General features: G+C 70.8%; 18 protein-coding genes. 12 read left to right on the top strand and 6 right to left on the bottom strand.

Annotation, left to right across the window (positions count from 1 at the left end; genetic code table 11):
- Positions 1 to 71 precede the first annotated feature (71 nt).
- Both QM638_RS08840 and QM638_RS08835 read left to right on the top strand, forming a co-directional pair.
- A complete protein-coding gene (locus QM638_RS08840; protein ID WP_415141592.1) occupies positions 72 to 590 on the top strand; it encodes a SigE family RNA polymerase sigma factor in 519 nt (172 codons plus the stop codon).
- Positions 587 to 1,426: a hypothetical protein gene (locus QM638_RS08835; RefSeq protein ID WP_415141591.1), complete on the top strand. Its 840-nt coding sequence runs from the start codon at positions 587 to 589 to the stop codon at positions 1,424 to 1,426. The genes QM638_RS08840 and QM638_RS08835 overlap by 4 nt, the downstream gene beginning before the upstream one ends.
- On the opposite strand, the gene QM638_RS08830 is transcribed toward QM638_RS08835, so the two are convergent.
- A complete protein-coding gene (locus tag QM638_RS08830; RefSeq protein ID WP_415141590.1) occupies positions 1,350 to 2,720 on the bottom strand; it encodes a glycosyltransferase 87 family protein in 1,371 nt (456 codons plus the stop codon). The genes QM638_RS08835 and QM638_RS08830 overlap by 77 nt on opposite strands.
- 138 nt (positions 2,721 to 2,858) lie before the next feature.
- On the opposite strand from QM638_RS08830, the gene QM638_RS08825 reads away from it, so the two are divergent.
- From QM638_RS08825 to QM638_RS08805, 5 genes are all read left to right on the top strand, one after another.
- Positions 2,859 to 3,662 (top strand): biotin--[acetyl-CoA-carboxylase] ligase, encoded by an 804-nt coding sequence (locus QM638_RS08825; protein ID WP_415141589.1) that lies wholly within the window; start codon positions 2,859 to 2,861, stop codon positions 3,660 to 3,662.
- A 7-nt stretch (positions 3,663 to 3,669) separates the two neighbouring features.
- Positions 3,670 to 4,170, top strand: coding sequence for a PH domain-containing protein (locus QM638_RS08820; protein WP_415141588.1), 501 nt, complete (start codon positions 3,670 to 3,672; stop codon positions 4,168 to 4,170).
- Positions 4,163 to 5,155 carry an adenylate/guanylate cyclase domain-containing protein gene (locus QM638_RS08815; RefSeq protein WP_415141587.1) on the top strand — a complete coding sequence of 331 codons (993 nt, stop codon included), beginning with the start codon at positions 4,163 to 4,165 and terminating at the stop codon, positions 5,153 to 5,155. The genes QM638_RS08820 and QM638_RS08815 overlap by 8 nt, the downstream gene beginning before the upstream one ends.
- Positions 5,156 to 5,307: 152 nt before the next feature.
- Positions 5,308 to 5,619: a winged helix-turn-helix domain-containing protein gene (locus tag QM638_RS08810; RefSeq protein WP_415141586.1), complete on the top strand. Its 312-nt coding sequence runs from the start codon at positions 5,308 to 5,310 to the stop codon at positions 5,617 to 5,619.
- 52 nt (positions 5,620 to 5,671) lie between these two features.
- On the top strand, positions 5,672 to 6,838 hold the full coding sequence (locus tag QM638_RS08805; RefSeq protein WP_415141585.1) for a 5-(carboxyamino)imidazole ribonucleotide synthase: 1,167 nt from the start codon (positions 5,672 to 5,674) through the stop codon (positions 6,836 to 6,838).
- A 23-nt stretch (positions 6,839 to 6,861) separates the two neighbouring features.
- Here QM638_RS08805 and QM638_RS08800 read toward each other — a convergent pair whose 3' ends face one another.
- Positions 6,862 to 7,503 (bottom strand): hypothetical protein, encoded by a 642-nt coding sequence (locus tag QM638_RS08800; protein ID WP_415141584.1) that lies wholly within the window; start codon positions 7,501 to 7,503, stop codon positions 6,862 to 6,864.
- Entirely contained in the window at positions 7,490 to 8,032 is a 543-nt protein-coding gene (locus tag QM638_RS08795; RefSeq protein ID WP_415141583.1) for an RNA polymerase sigma factor, read from the bottom strand. The genes QM638_RS08800 and QM638_RS08795 overlap by 14 nt, the downstream gene beginning before the upstream one ends.
- 160 nt (positions 8,033 to 8,192) lie before the next feature.
- Here QM638_RS08795 and purE point away from each other — a divergent pair, with 160 nt between their 5' ends.
- On the top strand, positions 8,193 to 8,684 hold the full coding sequence (gene purE, locus QM638_RS08790; RefSeq protein WP_415141582.1) for a 5-(carboxyamino)imidazole ribonucleotide mutase: 492 nt from the start codon (positions 8,193 to 8,195) through the stop codon (positions 8,682 to 8,684).
- A gap of 239 nt (positions 8,685 to 8,923) precedes the next feature.
- On the opposite strand, the gene QM638_RS08785 is transcribed toward purE, so the two are convergent.
- Entirely contained in the window at positions 8,924 to 9,379 is a 456-nt protein-coding gene (locus QM638_RS08785) for a CoA-binding protein (RefSeq protein WP_415141581.1), read from the bottom strand.
- A gap of 252 nt (positions 9,380 to 9,631) precedes the next feature.
- Between QM638_RS08785 and QM638_RS08780 the strand changes: the two genes are divergently transcribed.
- Positions 9,632 to 10,936 carry a DUF222 domain-containing protein gene (locus tag QM638_RS08780; RefSeq protein WP_415141580.1) on the top strand — a complete coding sequence of 435 codons (1,305 nt, stop codon included), beginning with the start codon at positions 9,632 to 9,634 and terminating at the stop codon, positions 10,934 to 10,936.
- A gap of 185 nt (positions 10,937 to 11,121) precedes the next feature.
- A complete protein-coding gene (locus QM638_RS08775) occupies positions 11,122 to 12,111 on the top strand; it encodes a hypothetical protein (protein WP_415141579.1) in 990 nt (329 codons plus the stop codon).
- A gap of 20 nt (positions 12,112 to 12,131) precedes the next feature.
- Here the strand turns inward: QM638_RS08775 and QM638_RS08770 are convergent, their stop codons facing one another.
- Entirely contained in the window at positions 12,132 to 12,785 is a 654-nt protein-coding gene (locus QM638_RS08770) for a TetR/AcrR family transcriptional regulator (RefSeq protein ID WP_415141578.1), read from the bottom strand.
- An 86-nt stretch (positions 12,786 to 12,871) separates the two neighbouring features.
- Between QM638_RS08770 and QM638_RS08765 the strand changes: the two genes are divergently transcribed.
- Positions 12,872 to 13,720 (top strand): 3-hydroxybutyryl-CoA dehydrogenase, encoded by an 849-nt coding sequence (locus QM638_RS08765; protein ID WP_415141577.1) that lies wholly within the window; start codon positions 12,872 to 12,874, stop codon positions 13,718 to 13,720.
- 27 nt (positions 13,721 to 13,747) lie between these two features.
- Complete coding sequence (locus tag QM638_RS08760) at positions 13,748 to 14,920, top strand: acyl-CoA dehydrogenase family protein (RefSeq protein ID WP_415141576.1); 1,173 nt, start codon at positions 13,748 to 13,750, stop codon at positions 14,918 to 14,920.
- Between the two features lie 48 nt (positions 14,921 to 14,968).
- On the opposite strand, the gene QM638_RS08755 is transcribed toward QM638_RS08760, so the two are convergent.
- Positions 14,969 to 17,068 (bottom strand): hypothetical protein, encoded by a 2,100-nt coding sequence (locus QM638_RS08755; RefSeq protein WP_415141575.1) that lies wholly within the window; start codon positions 17,066 to 17,068, stop codon positions 14,969 to 14,971.
- Positions 17,069 to 17,221 lie beyond the last annotated feature (153 nt).

The raw sequence follows: 17,221 nt of genomic DNA, 5'->3' as shown, positions 1-17,221 counted from the left end.
CACCGCTCCTGCAACGTCGTACCGAGCCGACGCGTACCCCAGATGTGAGACTGTCCGCGGAGGTGCCGATCGTGGCGGAGACCGAGACCGATGAGCCGAGAGACTTCGGCAGCTGGGTTGCGGCCAGAGGCGCCGCGCTCCAGCGCTTCGCCTACCTGGTCACCGGCAACTCGGCGGACGCGCCGGACCTGGTCCAGGACGCGCTGGCCAACGCACTGCCGCGCTGGGAGCAGCTGGCGGAGGCTGGGACCGCCGAGGCCTACATCCGGCGCAGCATCGTCAACGGGTCGGTCTCACGCTGGCGCAAGCATCGTCGGCTGGTGGTGGTCGAGGACGTCGAGCCGGCGATCGACCACCACACCGAGGCGGGGGATGAGATGGCTCGGCTCGACGACGCGGACGAGGCCTGGGAGCTGGTCAGCTCGCTGCCGAAGAAGCAGCGCGCCGCCGTGGTGCTGCGGTTCTACGAGGACCTGAGCTTCGCCCAGATCGGGCTGATCCTGGACTGCCCGGAGGCGACCGCCCGCTCTCATGTGCACCGCGCCCTCGCCCGGCTGCGGGCCCGACTGACGGAGGGGAGCGAACGATGAGCGACGACGACAAGCATCCTGGGCAGACTCCTGGGCACACGCCGGGCGACGACCCGGCGGCGGGCGCGTTCGACCGGGAGGAGCAGGCGTTCCGGGCCGCGTTGCACCGGCGGGCCGACTCCTTCACACCCGTCGAGATCGGTCCCGTCGAGATCGGTCCCGGACAGAGTCGGCCCGGCGGGGGTCGGGTACGTCGACTCCGGCGATGGCTGCCGGCGGTGGCCGCGGCCGCGGTGGTGGTGCTCGGCGTCGGCACGGTCGTCGGGCTGGCCGACCGTGACGGTGGCTCCGCCGACTCGGCCGGCGACAGTGCCGCGAGCGGCGCCTCGTCCACCGGGGGAGACGCGGGTTCGGCGAGTGGGTCGGCGGGCGGCCTGAGCAATGGCGCCCAGGCCGGGGAGAACGCTCGGCCGATCACGATGCGCCGGGTGGTGCGGGATTCGGTCACCGTGCAGGTGCCGAAGAGCTGGACGGATGCGATGCCACCGCTGCGACCGGACTGCATCCGTACCCCCGGTGACGCCTGGGACGACGTACCCCGCCATCCCTACGTCGCCAAGGACGACAGCCACCGGGCCGCGCCGATGATCGCCTGCGAGCCGGTGCGATCCTTCCCGGCCGTCTTCGGCGAGGTGCCGTTCAAGCTCTGGCAGCCCAATCTCAGCTTCACCGAGGTGAGCGATGCCGAGTCCGGTGGCGACGGCACCTGGACCTACCGTGGCTGGCGCCTGACCCGGTGGACGGTGGGGTCGGTGCAGCTCACTCTGCTGACCCGGCCCGGTCAGGACGCGTTGGCCGACCAGATCGTGGCCTCCGCCCGATCGGTGAGCCACTGAGCGGGGCGGGCCGTTCGGCCCGCAGCAGGCGCATCAGCCGATCGCGCTCGGCCCGGCCCGGCCACAGCAGGCGGGTCACGCGCCAGGCCGCGGTCAGGAACAGCGCCACCAGGATCAGGTTGCGGGCGGCGAGCAGCTCGGTGATCAGCGCCGTCTCGGAGGCGTGCTGCACCAGATAGCCGTAGTTCCTCGGGAAGACCTCATGGGTCAGCACGGCGGCCAGCAGCAGGCCACCGCTCCACCAGCCCAGCAGCCGTCGTCCGGCGGGGGTGTCGACCACCGCGAGCCCGGCCGCGGCCGCGGGCAGCAGCCAGAGCAGGTACTGCGGGCTGAGCACCTTGTTGGTCACCATGAAGCCGGTCACCGCCGCCAGCACCAGCCACACCACCGGCTCGGCGCCGTCGGTCCGCTCCTCGGTCTGCTCGTCGGTCCTCTCCGTGCGCAGCCAGGCCAGCAGCCACCAGCACACGATCGCGGCGAGCACCACCACCGAGGAGATGCTCGCGACCCGCAGCGCCGCGTGCACCACCGGCCCGGTCACGTCGTACGCCTTCCACTCGGTGTAGCCGACCTGGTAGCCCTGCTCGCCCTGTCCCCAGGCGAGCATCGCCGGGGTGGCGGCGACCGACTCGATCTGCAGCCCCCGGTCGTCCTGGTAGGTGAGCGGGGTGAACAACCGCGACCAACCGCCGAGCGCCAGGCTGGCCAGGCTCAGCGCGGCGCCGAGTGCCAGCGCGGTGCGCAGCACCCGACGCCGGCCGCGGCGTGGTGCGGCCAGGGCCGGCAGCACCAGGGCCGGCCAGTACTTCACCCCGGTCGCGAGGGTGCCGGCGGCAGCGGCCAGACCCGGTCGATGCACCATCAGCAGCACCGCCAGACCGACCAGGATCCCGGGTACGACGTCGAACCGGGCGTAGCAGGTGGCGCCGAGCGCCGGCACCGCCAGCAGCCAGACCGCCTCGGCGGCGGTGACGCCGGCATAGCGTCGGCGTGGTGCGCCCCAGGTCCCGGAGCGCACCAGCAGGATGCCGAAGAGCAGGTCGGCCAGAGCGGCCAGCCCGGCCACCACACCGAGGTAGGCGTCGAGCTGGCCGTGCGCGTGCAGCACGACGTACGGGAGCCAGAGCAGGATCACCCCCGGCACCGGGTACTCCACCAGGGTGTGGGCCAGATGCAGCTCACCGAGCTGGTCCAGGCTGGTGCGGTAGTAGGTGACGTCACCGACCACGAAGTGCTCGCCGCCGACCAGCCAGGCCACCACCAGGACGCGGGTGACCAGCCACCCGAGGGCCACCGGCCAGGAACGCAGCAGAATCGTCGATCTCCCGTCGATCGTGGCCGTGTCGATGTCCTGTCGAGACAGTTGTACCTCGCCGATAGCATCCAACCCACCCGCCGACCTGCCGGAGGTCACCGGATCTAGGAGTCCCCGATGCCCGAGAGCCCCACCGACCGACCGGCCCTGGACGCCGTACGGCTGGCGCAGGTGCCGGGCTGGCGGATCGAGATCCTGGACTCGACGCCCTCCACCAACGCGATCGTCGCCGACCGCGCCCGAGCCGGTGAGCCCGCGGGGCTGGTCGTCACCACCGAGCACCAGACGGCCGGCCGAGGCCGGCTGGATCGGGGCTGGGAGATGCCACCGCGGGCCGCGCTGGCCAGCTCGGTCCTGCTGCGACCGGATCTGCCCGCGGCCCGGTGGCCCTGGCTGCCGTTGATGACCGGCGTCGCGGTGGCGCGCGCGCTGCGGGTGCAGGGGTACGACGCCGCGGTGAAGTGGCCCAACGACGTCTTGATCGGCGCGGCCGGGTCGGTGGGGCACAAGGTCTGCGGGATCTTGTTGGAACGGGTCGAGACCGACCTCGGTCCGGCGGCGGTGGTCGGGATCGGGCTGAACACCTCGTTGAGCGCCGCCGAGCTCCCGGTGCCGACGGCGACCTCGCTGGCGCTGGCCTCGGCAGGTGCGGTCGACCGGACCGCCGTACTCGTCGAACTGCTCACCCAGCTCGCCCGGGCCTACCGGGAGCTGGCCGATCGCCCGGCCGAGCTGTTCACCGCCTACGCCGACCTCAGCGCCACCGTGGGTGCCGAGGTGCGCGCCGAGCTCCCCGACGGCCGGGTGATCACCGGGCGGGCCACCGGCGTCGACGACCTGGGCAGGCTGCTGATCGATGCCGGTGGACGCGAGCACGCGGTGGCGGCCGGAGACGTCGTTCACGCCCGACTGATGGGATGATCGGGACGTGGTCATCTCCCAGAAGCTGCTCAACCCCGGCGAGCAGATCATCGTCAGCACCCGGACGCACGTGAAGGCGCTGCTCGTGCCGCTGCTGATCACCGTCGTCCTGCTCGCCGTCGGGGTCGTCCTGACCGTCGCGGTGGACAACGGCATCGTCCACTGGATCGTGTGGGTGCTGGTGCTGGTCGGCATCGGGTGGTGGGCGGCGCGCCCGTTCCTCGCATGGCTGACCAGCAGCTACACCTTCACCAACCGGCGACTGATCACTCGGCGCGGCCTGATCACCCGGCGCGGCCACGACATCCCCCTCTCGCGGATCAGCGACGTGGAGTACGAGTTCGGGCTCATCGACCGGATGCTCGGCTGCGGCACCCTGATCATCAGCGACGCCAGCACCGACGGCGAGGTCACCCTGCACGACATCCCGCACGTCGAGGAGACCCAGCGCCGACTCAACCAGCTGCTGCACGACGTGCACGAGGGCGGCCGGGGCGAAGGTGTCTGACACCGCCGGGACCGGGCAGGGCGCCGAGGGCGACCGGGTCGGGAGCGATCCGCTCACCTCGGCGGAGGTCGCCGACGAGGTGGGCCTCTCGCTCGCCAACGCGAGGCGACTGTGGCGTGCGCTCGGCTTCCCCGAGGTCGGCGACGAGGAGCGGTTCTTCGACGCCGAGGACGTGCACGCCCTCACGGTGCTGCAGGAGATCACCGCCTCCGGACTGGTCGACTTCGACCTGGCGGTCAACCTGACCCGCGGGATGGGCCAGGCGATGGCACGGCTCTCCGACTACGAGGTCTCCGCGCTGCTGCACCACATCGAGACCCTCGGCGGTGGCGGCGCGGACGGGCCGCGAGACACCCGCCAGCTGCTGCGCGCGGCGGTGGAGATCATCGACGAGTTCAGTGACTCCTTCGAGGAGCTGATGCGCTACTCCTGGCGTCGGCACATGCGGGCGGCACTGGCTCGTGCGGAGGCGTCCTTCGCCGGCACCGACGAGGTCGGCACCGTCCAGCTGACCGTCGGGTTCGCCGACATCGTCTCCTTCACCGCGCTGTCGAACACCCTGACCGAGGAGAAGATCGGCGATCTGGTCGAGCTGTTCGAGTCCCGCTGCGCCGACGTGGTCGCGGTCCAGCGCGGACGGGTGATCAAGTCGCTGGGGGACTCGGTGCTGTTCGTCAACGACGACGCCGTCCGCGCCTACGACACCGCCGAGGGAATCATCAACGTCGTCGGTCGCGACCCACGAATGCCCGACGTCCGGGTCGGTCTCGCCTCGGGCTCCATCGTCACCCGGCTCGGCGACGTCTTCGGCCCGCCGGTGAACATGGCCGCCCGGCTCACCGCCGTCGCTCGCCGCAACCGGATCATCATCGACGAGGCGACCGCCTCGGCGCTCCCGGACGACGAGTTCGAGACCCGCCGGATGGCGGCCAGGCCGGTGCGTGGCTTCGGCATCGTCGAGCCGGTGGCGGTACGGCGGTCGTAGCGGGCATCGACCGGGCCGGTGGACCGGGCCGATTGCAACCGGGCCGATCGCAACCGGGCCGATCGCAACCGGTCGAGCTGGCAGCAAGATGTCACTGGCCAAAACCGGCAAACCTTTGCGGGGGCTGTCCGGCGGTCCTTAACGTTGGCAGCGTGATCGAAGTTCAAGAGATCAGGGTGGACCCCGAGAGACGTCGCGCCTGGCGCGGCGAGGACGAGATCTCGCTCTCCCGCAAGGAGTTCGATCTGGTCCACGCCCTGATCAGCAGGGCGGGTGACATCGTGACCCGGGACGAGCTGATGCGCGAGGTGTGGAAGGCGTCGTTCTACACCTCCTCGAAGACCATCGACGTGCATCTGGGATGGGTCCGACGCAAGCTCGGCGACGACGGTCGGCATCCACACCTCATCACCACGATCCGCGGCAAGGGACTCCGGTTCGAGACCGGACCGGCGATGAGCTGACCGGCCCGGGACCGACGGCTGAGGGCACGGTCCGATGACCTACCATCGGGCCGTGCCCCTCGCTCCCACGCTCGCCGTGATCGGTGGCGGTCAGCTCGCCCGGATGATGGCCCAGCCCGCGATCGCACTCGGACTGCCGTTGCGACTCCTCGCCGAGGCCGACGGTGTCTCCGCCGCGCAGGTCATCCCCGACCAACTGGTGGGGGACTATCGCGACCTGGACACCCTGCGTGAGGTCACCGCCGGATGTGCGGTGGTGACCTTCGACCACGAGCACGTGCCGACCGAGCACCTGCGAGCGCTGGAGGCCGACGGTGTCGCCTGTCGTCCCGGTCCGGAGGCGCTGGTGCATGCCCAGGACAAGGGCGTGATGCGAGAGGTGCTGGGTGCGATGGGCGTGCCCTGCCCGCGCAACGCCATCGTCGGCTCGCCCGAGGAGGTGGAGGCGTTCGGCTTCCCGTGCGTGCTCAAGACGACCCGCGGCGGATACGACGGCAAGGGCGTCTGGGTGGTGCGCTCGGCCGCGGAGGTGACCGAGCCGCTGGCGGTGGCTGCCCGCACCGGCGTACGACTCCTGGCCGAGGAGCTCGTCGACTTCCGTCGTGAGCTGTCCGCGCTGGTGGCGCGGTCCCCGAGCGGTCAGGCGGCCGCCTATCCGGTGGTGGCCACGCTGCAGGTGGACGGGATCTGCCGTGAGGTGATCGCCCCGGCGCCGAATCTGGATCCGACGCTGGCCGCCCGTGCCCAGGAGTTGGCGTTGCAGGTGGCCGGCGAGCTCGGCGTGATCGGCATCTTGGCGGTCGAGCTGTTCGAGACCACCGACGGCCGGGTGCTGGTCAACGAGCTCGCGATGCGGCCGCACAACACCGGGCACTGGACCCAGGACGGCGCGGTGACCTCGCAGTTCGAGAACCATCTGCGCGCGGTGATGGACCTGCCGCTCGGCTCACCCGCGCCACGTGCCCGTTGGTCGGTGATGGTCAACATCCTCGGCGCCGAGCACACCGACGGCGCGGAGGTCGGTCGGTTGTACGACGGCTATCCGCACGCTCTCGCCCGCGACCCGCGGCTGCGCGTCCACCTCTACGGCAAGGAGCTGCGCCCGGGCCGCAAGGTCGGTCACGTGAACACCTACGGCGACGACCTCGAGGATTGCCTGGCGCGGGCCCGGCACGCCGCGGCCTGGTTCCGCGGGGACCTGGGCAACGAGAGCGAGTAGTCCGGACCCGTCGGTGGGCGAGGTCATCGAGGGGTGACCTGGAGGCGTAGCACATTCCGGTGGCCGTCGGCAATGCGTGCGCGCCCCGGCCCGGTGCCGGGCGGGATGCGTACGACGGTCACGAAGCTGCCATCCGCGTCCGGCCGCACCTCGGCGAGGACCGACGACGTGCCGCCCGAGCGCAGGGTGAGGGTGACGTGCTTCATCGGCCTGATCGGGTTGATCACCCGCCCGGCCTGGATCAGGTCGCCGCACCGGGTGACGTAGTGGGAGCCGTAGAGCCGCAGAGTCTCGCCCGGTGAGACCCGCGTGGTCCTCGAGGAGCCCTCACGCGGGACGACCCGGTCCGCTCGCAGGGAGAGGAACGGCCCGACGCAGGACGCGCTCGAGCCACCCTCGCGCGCCGAATGGGGGAGGGAGGCGACCAGGCCCACCGCCAGGCCGGCGGCCGCGATCGCGGTCGCCGCGATCGCGATGCGGAGCCGGGCTCGGTGCCGAGTGTCGCGCTTGTCGGCGTCGGCGATGGCCTTGCCGAGCAACCGGGACAGGTCGTCGTGCCTGGCTTGGTCGCTCTGGGCTGGGTCGCTCTGGTCGCGATCGCTGTCGCGCCACTCCTCGCCGGCGGCGAGGAGGAGGTGGTGGAGTCGGTCGTCAGCGTGCGTCATCGGAGTCTCCCCATCGGTCTCGGAGCGATCGGCGAGCCGCCGCGAGGGTGGACTTGACCGTTCCGGTCGCGCAGCCCATCACCAGGCCGGCCTCGTCCTGGCTCAACCCGAGGAAGTAGACGAGCTCGACCGCCAACCGTTGTCGCCGCGGGAGGAGCTTCACCGCGGTGTCCAGATCGAGCCGTGCGGCGATGTCCACCGAGGTGGACGGCGCCACGGCTGACTCGGACAGGTCGGTCCGCGAACGGTGACGTCGATGCCGTTCCTGCGTGCGGCGGTGGTTGGCGGCGCATTTCGCCGTGATACCCAACAGCCAGGCTGCCGACTCTCCTCGGGTGGGGTCGTAGCGCCGGCGGGTCCGCCAGGCGGCCGTCAGCGCCTCCTGGAGTACGTCGTCCCGGTCGGTCGGCCCGACGAGCCGGGTCGCCAACCGCCGCATCGTCGACCAATGCGGGCGCACCCAGGCCTCGAAGTCGTCCGAGTTTTCGGGCGTCGGCTCCGTCTGGGCACCGCGGGGTCGCAGGGTCATCACACCTGGTCTTTGTCGGCGAACGGCTGGATGGTTCAGTCCGTGGGCCAGATTCTGCTCGATGGGACCGGCTCGAGGGGACCGGCTCGAGGGACGGGCTGGGCGCGGACCCGCGGCGATCGACCGGACAGGAGGTCGACCGGGACACTAGGGTGGGCGCGTGACGGCACGCGTGGGCATCGTGATGGGATCCGACTCCGACTGGCCGACCATGAAGGCGGCCGCCGACGCGGTCGCCGAGTTCGGTGTGGAGTACGAGGCGGACGTCGTCTCCGCCCACCGGATGCCCCGCGAGATGATCGCCTACGGGGAGCAGGCGCACCCGCGCGGACTGTCGGTGATCATCGCCGGGGCCGGGGGCGCGGCGCATCTTCCGGGCATGCTCGCCGCGGTGACGCCGCTACCGGTGATCGGGGTGCCGGTGCCGTTGAAGCACCTCGACGGGATGGACTCGCTGCTCTCCATCGTGCAGATGCCCGCCGGTGTCCCGGTCGCCACCGTGTCGATCGGCAACGCGCGTAACGCCGGGCTGCTCGCCGTACGTATCCTCGCGGCCGGTGACCCGGATCTGACCGAGCGGATGCTGACCTTCCAGGCCGCTCTCAAACGGGCCGCCGAGGCCAAGGGGAGGGTCGTGCGCGGCGAGGGGTGAGGCCGCGACCGGATCAGTAGCTCCTCTCCGGTGCCGGCGCCCTCGGTGGCGAGCAGGAGTGTGCCTCGGCGTAGCGGGCCGACACCTGCTGGTCGTCCAGGCTCTTGACGTCGTCGAACGTCTCGTCGGCGATCGTGGTGGTTGATCCCGCAGGCGAGCCTCACCTGGTCGGTCTGGACACTCCGGGTGTCGTCCACTCCGCACCACGGCACGACCAGCGGCACCGCGATGGCGAGGACTCAGTCCTCGCGCATCCGGGTGGCGGCGTCCCGCTTCGCGCGGTCGAACCACTCCTTGCTGGGACAGGTGTCCATCACCATCTTCAGCCCCGCCTCCCGGGTGCGGCGGAAGGCCGCCTCGTCGATCACGCCGAGCTGGAACCACACGCCCTTGGCGCCGATCCGGACGGCTTGGTCAGCGAACTCGCCGGCGGCCTCGGAGCGGCGGAAGACGTCGACCACGTCGACGTCGAACGGCACGTCGGCGAGGGTGGCGTAGGCCTTCTCGCCCAGCACCACCAGATCCTCGGTGGCCGCTCGCGGGTGGATCGGCACGATCCGCTTGCCGTGCTGCTGCAGCTCCGCGGCGATCGAGTACGCCGTGCGCCACGGGTCTCCGGAGAGTCCGACGATCGCCCAGGTGTCGCATTCGTCGAGGAAGTAGTCGACCGTCTCGCGGTCCTGCCAGATGCTCACCTCGTCCATTGTGCCCCGGGGTGTCCGGTGGGCGGCTGGGCGGCCGAGGCGAACGAGGCGAACCGGAAGGCGTCGGCCCGGATGCTTCGGGTCGCCGTGTTTCTGGGGCGTGTCTCTGGCGACCCGGACGGCTGAGTTCGAAGCCGCGCCGGCGGCGTCTGCGACATGATTCGAACATATGCTTGAATAATGTGGCTTGACTGTCTATCATGGGATGGTAAGGCACACAACACTCTCGGCAGGGCTCCCGGAATGTCCGACGACGATCAGCGCGGTGAGGACGATGCCTGGGGTGCGCCCGGAGTTCCGCGGACCCCGGTGATGCTGCGGGAGCTGACCGCCGCCTCGGCCGGGGTGGCGCGGGCCGCCGAGCATGGCCCGACGTTCCTGAACGCTGCGGAGAAGCGGGAGGCGTTTCAGGTGCTCGCCGAGCTCGAGGCGCGCGTGGACGGGCTGCGGATGCGGCTGCTCGCCGCATCCGGTGATGTCGCGACCGAGGCGGGTGGGCAGGACATCTCCGCCTGGGCCAGCCTGGAGCTACATCAGGCCAGGCCGGTGGCTCGGGCCGAGTCCCGGCTCGCCCGGGCCCTCGACGGTCGCTGGCACCGAGTGGCTGAGGCGCTGGACCAGGGGCGGGTGAACCTGGCTCAGGCAACGGTCATCGTGACGGCTCTCGACGACCTGCCCGAGGGCATCGAGCCGGAGATCCTGGCGAAGGCCGAGATCCGGCTCCTGGCCCACGCCGACCAGTTCGGGCCGCGACAGCTCACGATCCTGGGCAGGCGCATCCTGGAGCAGGTCGACCCGGCGCGCTTCGAGGTCGAGGAGGCCAAGCGGCTGCAGGCGCTGGAGGCGAACGCGGAGAGGGCGACCCGCCTGGGGTTCCGGCGCCGCGGGGACGGGACCACCGACCTTCGTGGCACCCTGCCCGATGCGGCGGTGCACCGGCTGGTGACCTATCTGGATTCGTTCACCCAACCCCGTCAACAGCAGCTGGAGGCAGACTCGGGTGTGCCGGTCTCGGCCGCCAGGAACGCTCATCTGCGCGGGGTGGCGTTGGGCGAGCTGCTCGAACGACTCGACCCGGCGAGCCTTCCGCGCCACGGCGGCGACGCCACCACCGTGGTGGTCACGATCCGGCTCGAGGATCTCCTGCGAGACCTCGGCACCGCGGACCTCTCGTCGGTCGGGCACGGGTTCGACGGGGTGAAGGTCACCGCCCACCAGGCCCGTCGACTCGCCTGCGCCGCCGGGTTGATCCCGATCGTCCTCGGCGGCGAGAGTCAGCCGTTGGATCTGGGCAGGAGATCGCGGCTCTACAGCCCGGCGCAGCGCAAGGCGATCCGTCTGCGCGACGGCGGCTGCCGGGCCGAGGGTTGCGACGTGCCGATGGCATGGACCGATGTGCATCACCTCGAACCCTGGTCGGACGGCGGCGGGACGGACCTCGACAACGGCATCAGCCTCTGCGGCCACCACCATCGCGTCGTCCACGACCCGAACGTCGACCACACCAGGTTGGCCAACGGCGATCTCCGCTTCCATCGGCGGACGTGACCGCCCGGTCCGGGCTGAGCATCGATCGGTGGCCGGATGGCCGAGTCCGACTATCGTGACTGGTCCGACCGGATCAACTTCATCGGGCACGCCGGAGCGTTCGGTCGTTTCGCCCCGCGGGTCCGACCGTGGCCCTTACCGTCGCGCTGCCGGTGACTCGACCGGCCGGAACGAACGGGGAAGCGATGACCAGCAGTACCTCGACCACGCCGTCGGCGCCGCGCCGTGTCGCTCGGTCGGCCGGCCGGCTCGCCGCCTTCGGCGTCAGCCTGTCGCTGGCCGCCGCCGGCGTCGCCATCGGTACGACGACCGCGGTCGTTGCCGCGACCGGCTCGACGTCCTACGACTGCACGGGGACCGTCGTCGGCGGCGTGTCGCTGGTCTCGGCCCCGCTCACCCTGGCGGCGGATCTCCCGGGCACGCTCACCCAGGGCGACGCTCTCGATTCGTTGCCGATCACCGGCGTCTTCGGCGACGGCGGGCTGAACGCGCTCTTCGCGCCGTTGTTGGTCGGTCTGAGCTCTGCGACCAGCGTGCTCGACACCACGTTGAACCTCGCCGACCTCCCGGCCGCGATCAGTCTCACCCCGGCCACCGAGACCCTGGCGGAGCTGCTCACCGGGGGTCTGCAGCTCGATGGCGGCCTGACCGCGCCGCTCGACCTGACCGACGCGGTTCCCGGCACCGCGCTGCCGGTCTCGCTGCCGTCGACACTGTCGCTCGGCGGAGCGCTGAGCGGCCTCACCTGCACCCTCGCCGACGGCGCCAGCAGCGTTCTCGGGTACGTCGACATCCTCGACACCGACACCGGGACTGGGACTGGCACCGGGACTGGCACCGGCACGGGAACAGGGACCGGAACCACGACGAGCACGAGCGCGGACTCCATCGCGAAGCACCGCGCCCGTCTCATCGCCAGGCCGGTGAAGAGGAAGATCGGTCACACCCGGCACCCGAAGGTGAAGGTCGTCGTCCGGTCGATGGGGAGGGCCGCCACCGGTCGCGTGGTGGCGCGGTTCGAGGGGAAGCAGGTCGGGCACGGCCGACTCGGTCACGGTCGGGTGAGGCTGACGTTGAGGAAGCTCGCCCACGGCCGCAAGACGATCGTCGTCCGCTACCTCGGCAACGGCCACACCACGGCGGCGCACACCACGGTGCGCTTCCGCATCCGCTGACGGTCGGCGGCGCCCAGGGCTCACTCCAACGCGCGGCGCAGCCGACCGGCGAGCTCGTCCAGGTCGCGGACCGTGCGGGTCAGCAATGCGGTGCCGTGTCCGCGTGCCGCGAGCAGCCGGTCGGCGTACTCCTCGATCGCACGCTTCAGGTCCTCCTCCGGGGTGGTGGTCTCCGCCCGCAGCCACCGTCGCAGCACGTGGTTGTGGGCGGTGACGACCGCGTTCGCGCCGACCTCCGCGGCCAGATCGTCGGCGCCAGCGTCACCGACCGGGCTCAACCAGTCCCGCAGCTGATCGCGGAACAGCCGCTGATAGGCGCGCTGGCCGGCGATCTCCGCGTCGCGCAGCGCCGGCACCGAACGCGTGAGCCGGTAGCGCTTGCGGGCCAGATCGCCCTCGGCCAGGTAGTGCCGCAGGACGATCCGGGACGCCTCGTGCAGCGCCACCGCGGCGGTCTCGGCGTCCCCGCTCTCCAGCCGGGCACGCACCGCGTCGAGGATCGCGGCATGGTCGGGGAAGACCGCGGCGTCCTTGGTCGGGAAGTAGCGGAAGTACGTCGTCCGGCCGACTCCGGCCCGGGCCGCGATCTGGTCGATGGTGGTCCGCTCGAAGCCGTCGGTGGCGAACAGGTCGAAGGCGGCGTGCGCGATCCGCTCGCGGGTGTTGCTCGGCATCGCTGGCTCCTCGAGGGCAGGCGTGGACATCGATGGGTACTGAGTACCATAATCTCGGAATCAAGTACCGAGAACGAGGAGTCAGCATGGAGCGGATCGGTGTCGTCGGCTGCGGTCTGATGGGTGCGGGAATCGCGGAGGTCGCCGCTCGCAGCGGCCTGGACGCGGTCGTCGTGGAGTCGAGCGACGCGGCCGCCAAGGCCGGTCTGAGGCGACTCGAGGCGTCGCTCGGTCGTGCCGCGGCGAAGGGCAAGCTGGGCGACGAGACCGCGGAGTCGGTGCTCGACCGGATCCGGGTGACCACCGAGCTGGCCGCGCTGGCCGATCGCCAGCTGGTGGTCGAGGCGATCGTGGAGAACGAGGCCGCCAAGGTGGAGCTGTTCAAGAAGCTCGACGAGATCGTCACCGCCCCGGACGCGATCCTGGCGTCCAACACCTCCTCCATCCCGATCATGAAGCTCGGCGTGGTCACCAGCCGACCTCAGCAGGTGATGGGCATCCACTTCTTCAACCCGGTGCCGGTGCTGGCACTGGTCGAGCTGGTGCCCTCGCTGCTCACCTCGGACGAGACCACCGAGCGGGCGCGGTCCTTCGTGCAGGACCAGCTCGGCAAGCAGGCCATCGACTGCCAGGACCGGGCCGGGTTCGTGGTCAACGCCCTGCTGGTGCCCTTCATCCTCTCCGCGATCCGGATGCTCGAGTCCGGCTTCGCCACCGCCGAGGACATCGACCGCGGCCTGGTGCTCGGCGCGGCACACCCGCAGGGGCCGCTGGCACTGGCCGACCTGATCGGCCTGGACACCACCAAGGCGGTGGCGGAGTCTCTCTACGAGGAGTTCAAGGAGCCGCTGTATGCGGCGCCGCCGCTGCTCGCCCGGATGGTGGATGCGGGGCTGTTGGGCCGCAAGTCCGGCCGCGGCTTCTACACCTACTGAGCGCGGGACCACCGAAAGGATCCGAGCATGACCGAGACGTACCCGATGTTCGCTCTCTCCGAAGAGCACCAGGAGATCCGCAAGGTGATCCGCGAGCTGGTCGATGCCAAGATCGCGCCTCATGCCGCCGAGGTCGACGAGGCGGCGCGCTATCCGCAGGAGGCCCACGACGCCCTGCTGGAGACCGACTTCTTCGCTCCGCACGTGCCCGAGGCGTACGGCGGCGTCGGTGCCGACGCCCTGGCCACGGTCCTGGTGATCGAGGAGATCGCCCGCGCCGACGTGTCGGCCTCGCTGATCCCGGCGGTCAACAAGCTGGGCTCGCTGCCGGTGCAGATCGGGGGCAGCGAGGAGCTCAAGAAGAAGTACCTCGGCAAGCTCGCCGCCGGCGAGGGCGGCTTCTCCTACTGCCTCTCCGAGCCCGACGCCGGCTCGGACGCGGCGGCACAGAAGACCCGCGCGGTGCGCGACGGCGACGACTGGGTGCTCAACGGCACCAAGCGCTGGATCACCAATGCCGGCGTCTCGGAGTACTACACGGTCCTGGCCGCCACCGACCCGGAGCGGCGGTCGCGGGGGATCAGCGCGTTCGTGGTGGAGAGGTCCGACCCGGGGGTCTCCTTCGGGGCGCCGGAGAAGAAGCTCGGCATCAAGGGCAGCCCGACCCGCGAGGTCTACTTCGACGACGTCCGGATCCCCGGGACGAGGATCATCGGCGAGGAGGGCAAGGGCTTCGAGTACGCGATGAAGACCCTCGACCACACCCGGATCACCATTGCCGCGCAGGCGGTCGGCGTCGCCCAGGGGGCGCTCGACTACGCGCTCGGCTACGTCAAGGAGCGTCAGCAGTTCGGCAAGGCGATCGCCGAGTTCCAGGGCCTGCAGTTCATGATCGCCGACGCCGGGATGAAGATCGAGGCCGCCCGCCAGCTCACCTACGCCGCCGCCGGCCGCTCCGAGCGCACCGACCCCGATCTGACCTTCTTCGGGGCCGCTGCCAAGGCGTTCGCCTCGGACGTGGCGATGGAGGTGACCACCAACGCGGTGCAGCTGCTCGGCGGCTACGGCTTCACCCGGGACTACCCGGTGGAGCGGATGATGCGGGACGCCAAGATCACCCAGATCTACGAGGGCACCAACCAGGTGCAGCGGATCGTGATGGCTCGCCAGCTGCTGGCGGGAGTGCAGTCGGAGCTCTGAGGGTCGCTGGTCGACGTCGGCCCGCTCGAGCTCGTCGGGCTCGTCGGGCTATTCGATGTCGACGTTGACCGTGCCCTTCCCCTCCGCGGTGTGATCGGTGGTGGAGGTCGCCACCACGGCGACCGAGCTCGCTGTCTCGTCGGCGCCCACGGTGAGCAGGCCGTCCGCCGAGATCGTCGTACTCGTCGACTCGGCGCCGACCAGGCTCCAGGTCACGCTCGGATCGTCGGCGGTGAACTGCTGGGTGCCGCCCTTCGCGAGGCTCCACTCGAACTTCCCGGTGTAGGGCTCGATGTCGATGCCGGTCCATCCCGAGGCGATGCTCGACTGCCAGGCCCACTTCTCGTGGGTGATCCAGTTCGTGGTGCCCGAGGGGATCGCGTAGCCGGCGGTGGCGCTCAGGCCCTGGTCCGCGGTCGTCGGGTTGAGCAGGCCGCCGCCGGAGTAGACCTTGGTGAAGCTCAGGTCCCGGCCCGCGACGGTCCGGCTCACGGTCTGGTCGAGCCGGGTGGTGACGTACAGCGTGTTCCCGATCAGCCGCTGGTTGCGGTCGGCGGCTCCCGAGCCGTCGTACGACATCGCGGCGCTCGGGTCGGTGACCAGGGTCGCGGTGCCGGAGGAGTCCGCGGCGTAGTACTCGTCGGTTCCGTCGACGGTGGTCTTCAGCGTGTACGTCGCCGGCGACATCAGCTGCCGCCACGAGGTCAGGTTCCTCAGCCCGTAGAAGCTGTACGCCGTCACGGTGCCGTCCACGGTCGTGCCACCGCCGCCCTGCTGAGCCTCGTAGACGTAGACGCTGGAGATGTCGTAGCTCGCGGAGAGGTCCGTGGCGACGAGGCCGCTCGCATGCCGCAGATGCTTCGCGCTCACCGTCACGCTCATCGAGTCGTAGACCGGCTCGAAGGCCCAGTTCTGGTAGGTGAGCGCGATCTGCGACTCACCGGCGGAGTTCTGGTGGACCCGGTAGTCGGTGCCGGGCTTCAGGGTCAGCGCGTCGCCCTGCCTGCCGTGCAGGGTGATCCTGACATCCGCCGCGGTCAGGGCCGAGGCGTTCACGCCGCGGGGCCAGGTGACGTAGAAGTCGTCGGCCTTCGCGTCGACCAGGTTGGGCTCGCTGCCGTCCCCGACCCACGTCCAGATCGGCCGCGTGCCGGGCGTCGGAGGATCGGCGACCTTCTCGCGCAGCGGCGCGAAGTCGGCGGTGACGGCGGTGCCGTCGCCGTACAGGGTCTCGGCGTCGCTGGTGTAGTTGTAGCCGTAGACATAGACGTGCAGCGGGAAGGTCCGGCTCGCCACCGGCAGGCCGTTGTAGGTGATCCCGCTGACCGCGAGGTTGAAGGTGTAGTGCCCCTGCCCGTCGCCGCCGAGACAGCTCCACTCGCGACCGCTGTCGGTGTCGAGGATCGGATAGTCGCCGGTGTCGAGGGTGAGGTCGCCGGTCTCGAGGGTGTAGGTCGAGGATCCCTTCGACCACGCGCCGAGGGCGGTGGAGCTCAGGTCGTACTCCGAGGGGTAGTACCCGTCTCCGGAGGCCAGCGCGACTGCCGTCCGACCGCCGATCTTGCTGTTGTCCAGCCCGGGCAGGGTGAGTTTCAGCGCCGCGTCGGTGCTCGGGTCGAAGGTGACCGCGCCACCGAAGTGCTCCTTCAGGGTGCTCTTGCCATAGGTGTACGCCGAGCCGTAGAGGTCACTGGAGACCGTCAGCGTCGGGATGATCCAGCGACCCACCCGGATCGGATGCGCATCGGGTGCGGCCAGGTAGAGCGCCGCCGAGCCGTTGCCGGCGAATCCCTGGATCCTCGCCGCGTGCACGGTGACGGTCAGGGTCGAGCCTCGCCCGGTGGCGGTCGCGACGCCGCGGGTGTTCGTGAACGCCGGCGTGCCGTCGGCGGTCACGAACCAGGTCGTGGCATCGGCCTTTCTCGGCAGGTCCCGGGCACCGCCGGTGCGCACCCGCAGGGTGTAGTCGGTGGCCCTGCGAATGGTGATCGGCGAGCCCGTCAGCCGGTAGTCGTGGCCATGACTCCTGACCGCGGTGGTCACGGTGACCGCCCCGGCCGGGGCGGTCAGGGCGGCCAGGCTCGCGGCGAGGGCGAGCGCGACCACCGATGTCAGCGCGCGCGCCGTCTTCTTCGCGGGGTGTCTCATCTCGGTGTCCTGTCCGTTCACGAGGAGGTGCTGGTGTTGTAGTACCGGTCGCCGTGGTAGACGGCGGTGACGGTTCCCGAGCCGGTGTAGTGGAGGGTCGCGGTGCCACCGGAGAGCCGGACGGGGTGGCCGGTCTCGACGCCGTCGACGAGG

The organism is Nocardioides sp., assembly GCF_047606145.1.
In the GTDB taxonomy this organism is placed as follows: Bacteria; Actinomycetota; Actinomycetes; order Propionibacteriales; family Nocardioidaceae; genus Nocardioides.
This window is presented reverse-complemented; position numbering and strand designations above follow the sequence as displayed.

Excerpts from the sequence above, each read along its gene's own strand:
- QM638_RS08775 (WP_415141579.1), top strand. The coding sequence starts at position 11,122 with ATGACCAGCAGTACCTCGACCACGCCGTCGGCGCCGCGCCGTGTCGCT.
- QM638_RS08760 (WP_415141576.1), top strand. The coding sequence starts at position 13,748 with ATGACCGAGACGTACCCGATGTTCGCTCTCTCCGAAGAGCACCAGGAG.
- QM638_RS08780 (WP_415141580.1), top strand. The coding sequence starts at position 9,632 with ATGTCCGACGACGATCAGCGCGGTGAGGACGATGCCTGGGGTGCGCCC.
- QM638_RS08770 (WP_415141578.1), bottom strand. The coding sequence starts at position 12,785 with ATGCCGAGCAACACCCGCGAGCGGATCGCGCACGCCGCCTTCGACCTG.
- QM638_RS08800 (WP_415141584.1), bottom strand. The coding sequence starts at position 7,503 with ATGACGCACGCTGACGACCGACTCCACCACCTCCTCCTCGCCGCCGGC.
- QM638_RS08825 (WP_415141589.1), top strand. The coding sequence starts at position 2,859 with ATGCCCGAGAGCCCCACCGACCGACCGGCCCTGGACGCCGTACGGCTG.
- QM638_RS08765 (WP_415141577.1), top strand. The coding sequence starts at position 12,872 with ATGGAGCGGATCGGTGTCGTCGGCTGCGGTCTGATGGGTGCGGGAATC.
- QM638_RS08835 (WP_415141591.1), top strand. The coding sequence starts at position 587 with ATGAGCGACGACGACAAGCATCCTGGGCAGACTCCTGGGCACACGCCG.
- QM638_RS08755 (WP_415141575.1), bottom strand. The coding sequence starts at position 17,068 with ATGAGACACCCCGCGAAGAAGACGGCGCGCGCGCTGACATCGGTGGTC.
- QM638_RS08795 (WP_415141583.1), bottom strand. The coding sequence starts at position 8,032 with ATGACCCTGCGACCCCGCGGTGCCCAGACGGAGCCGACGCCCGAAAAC.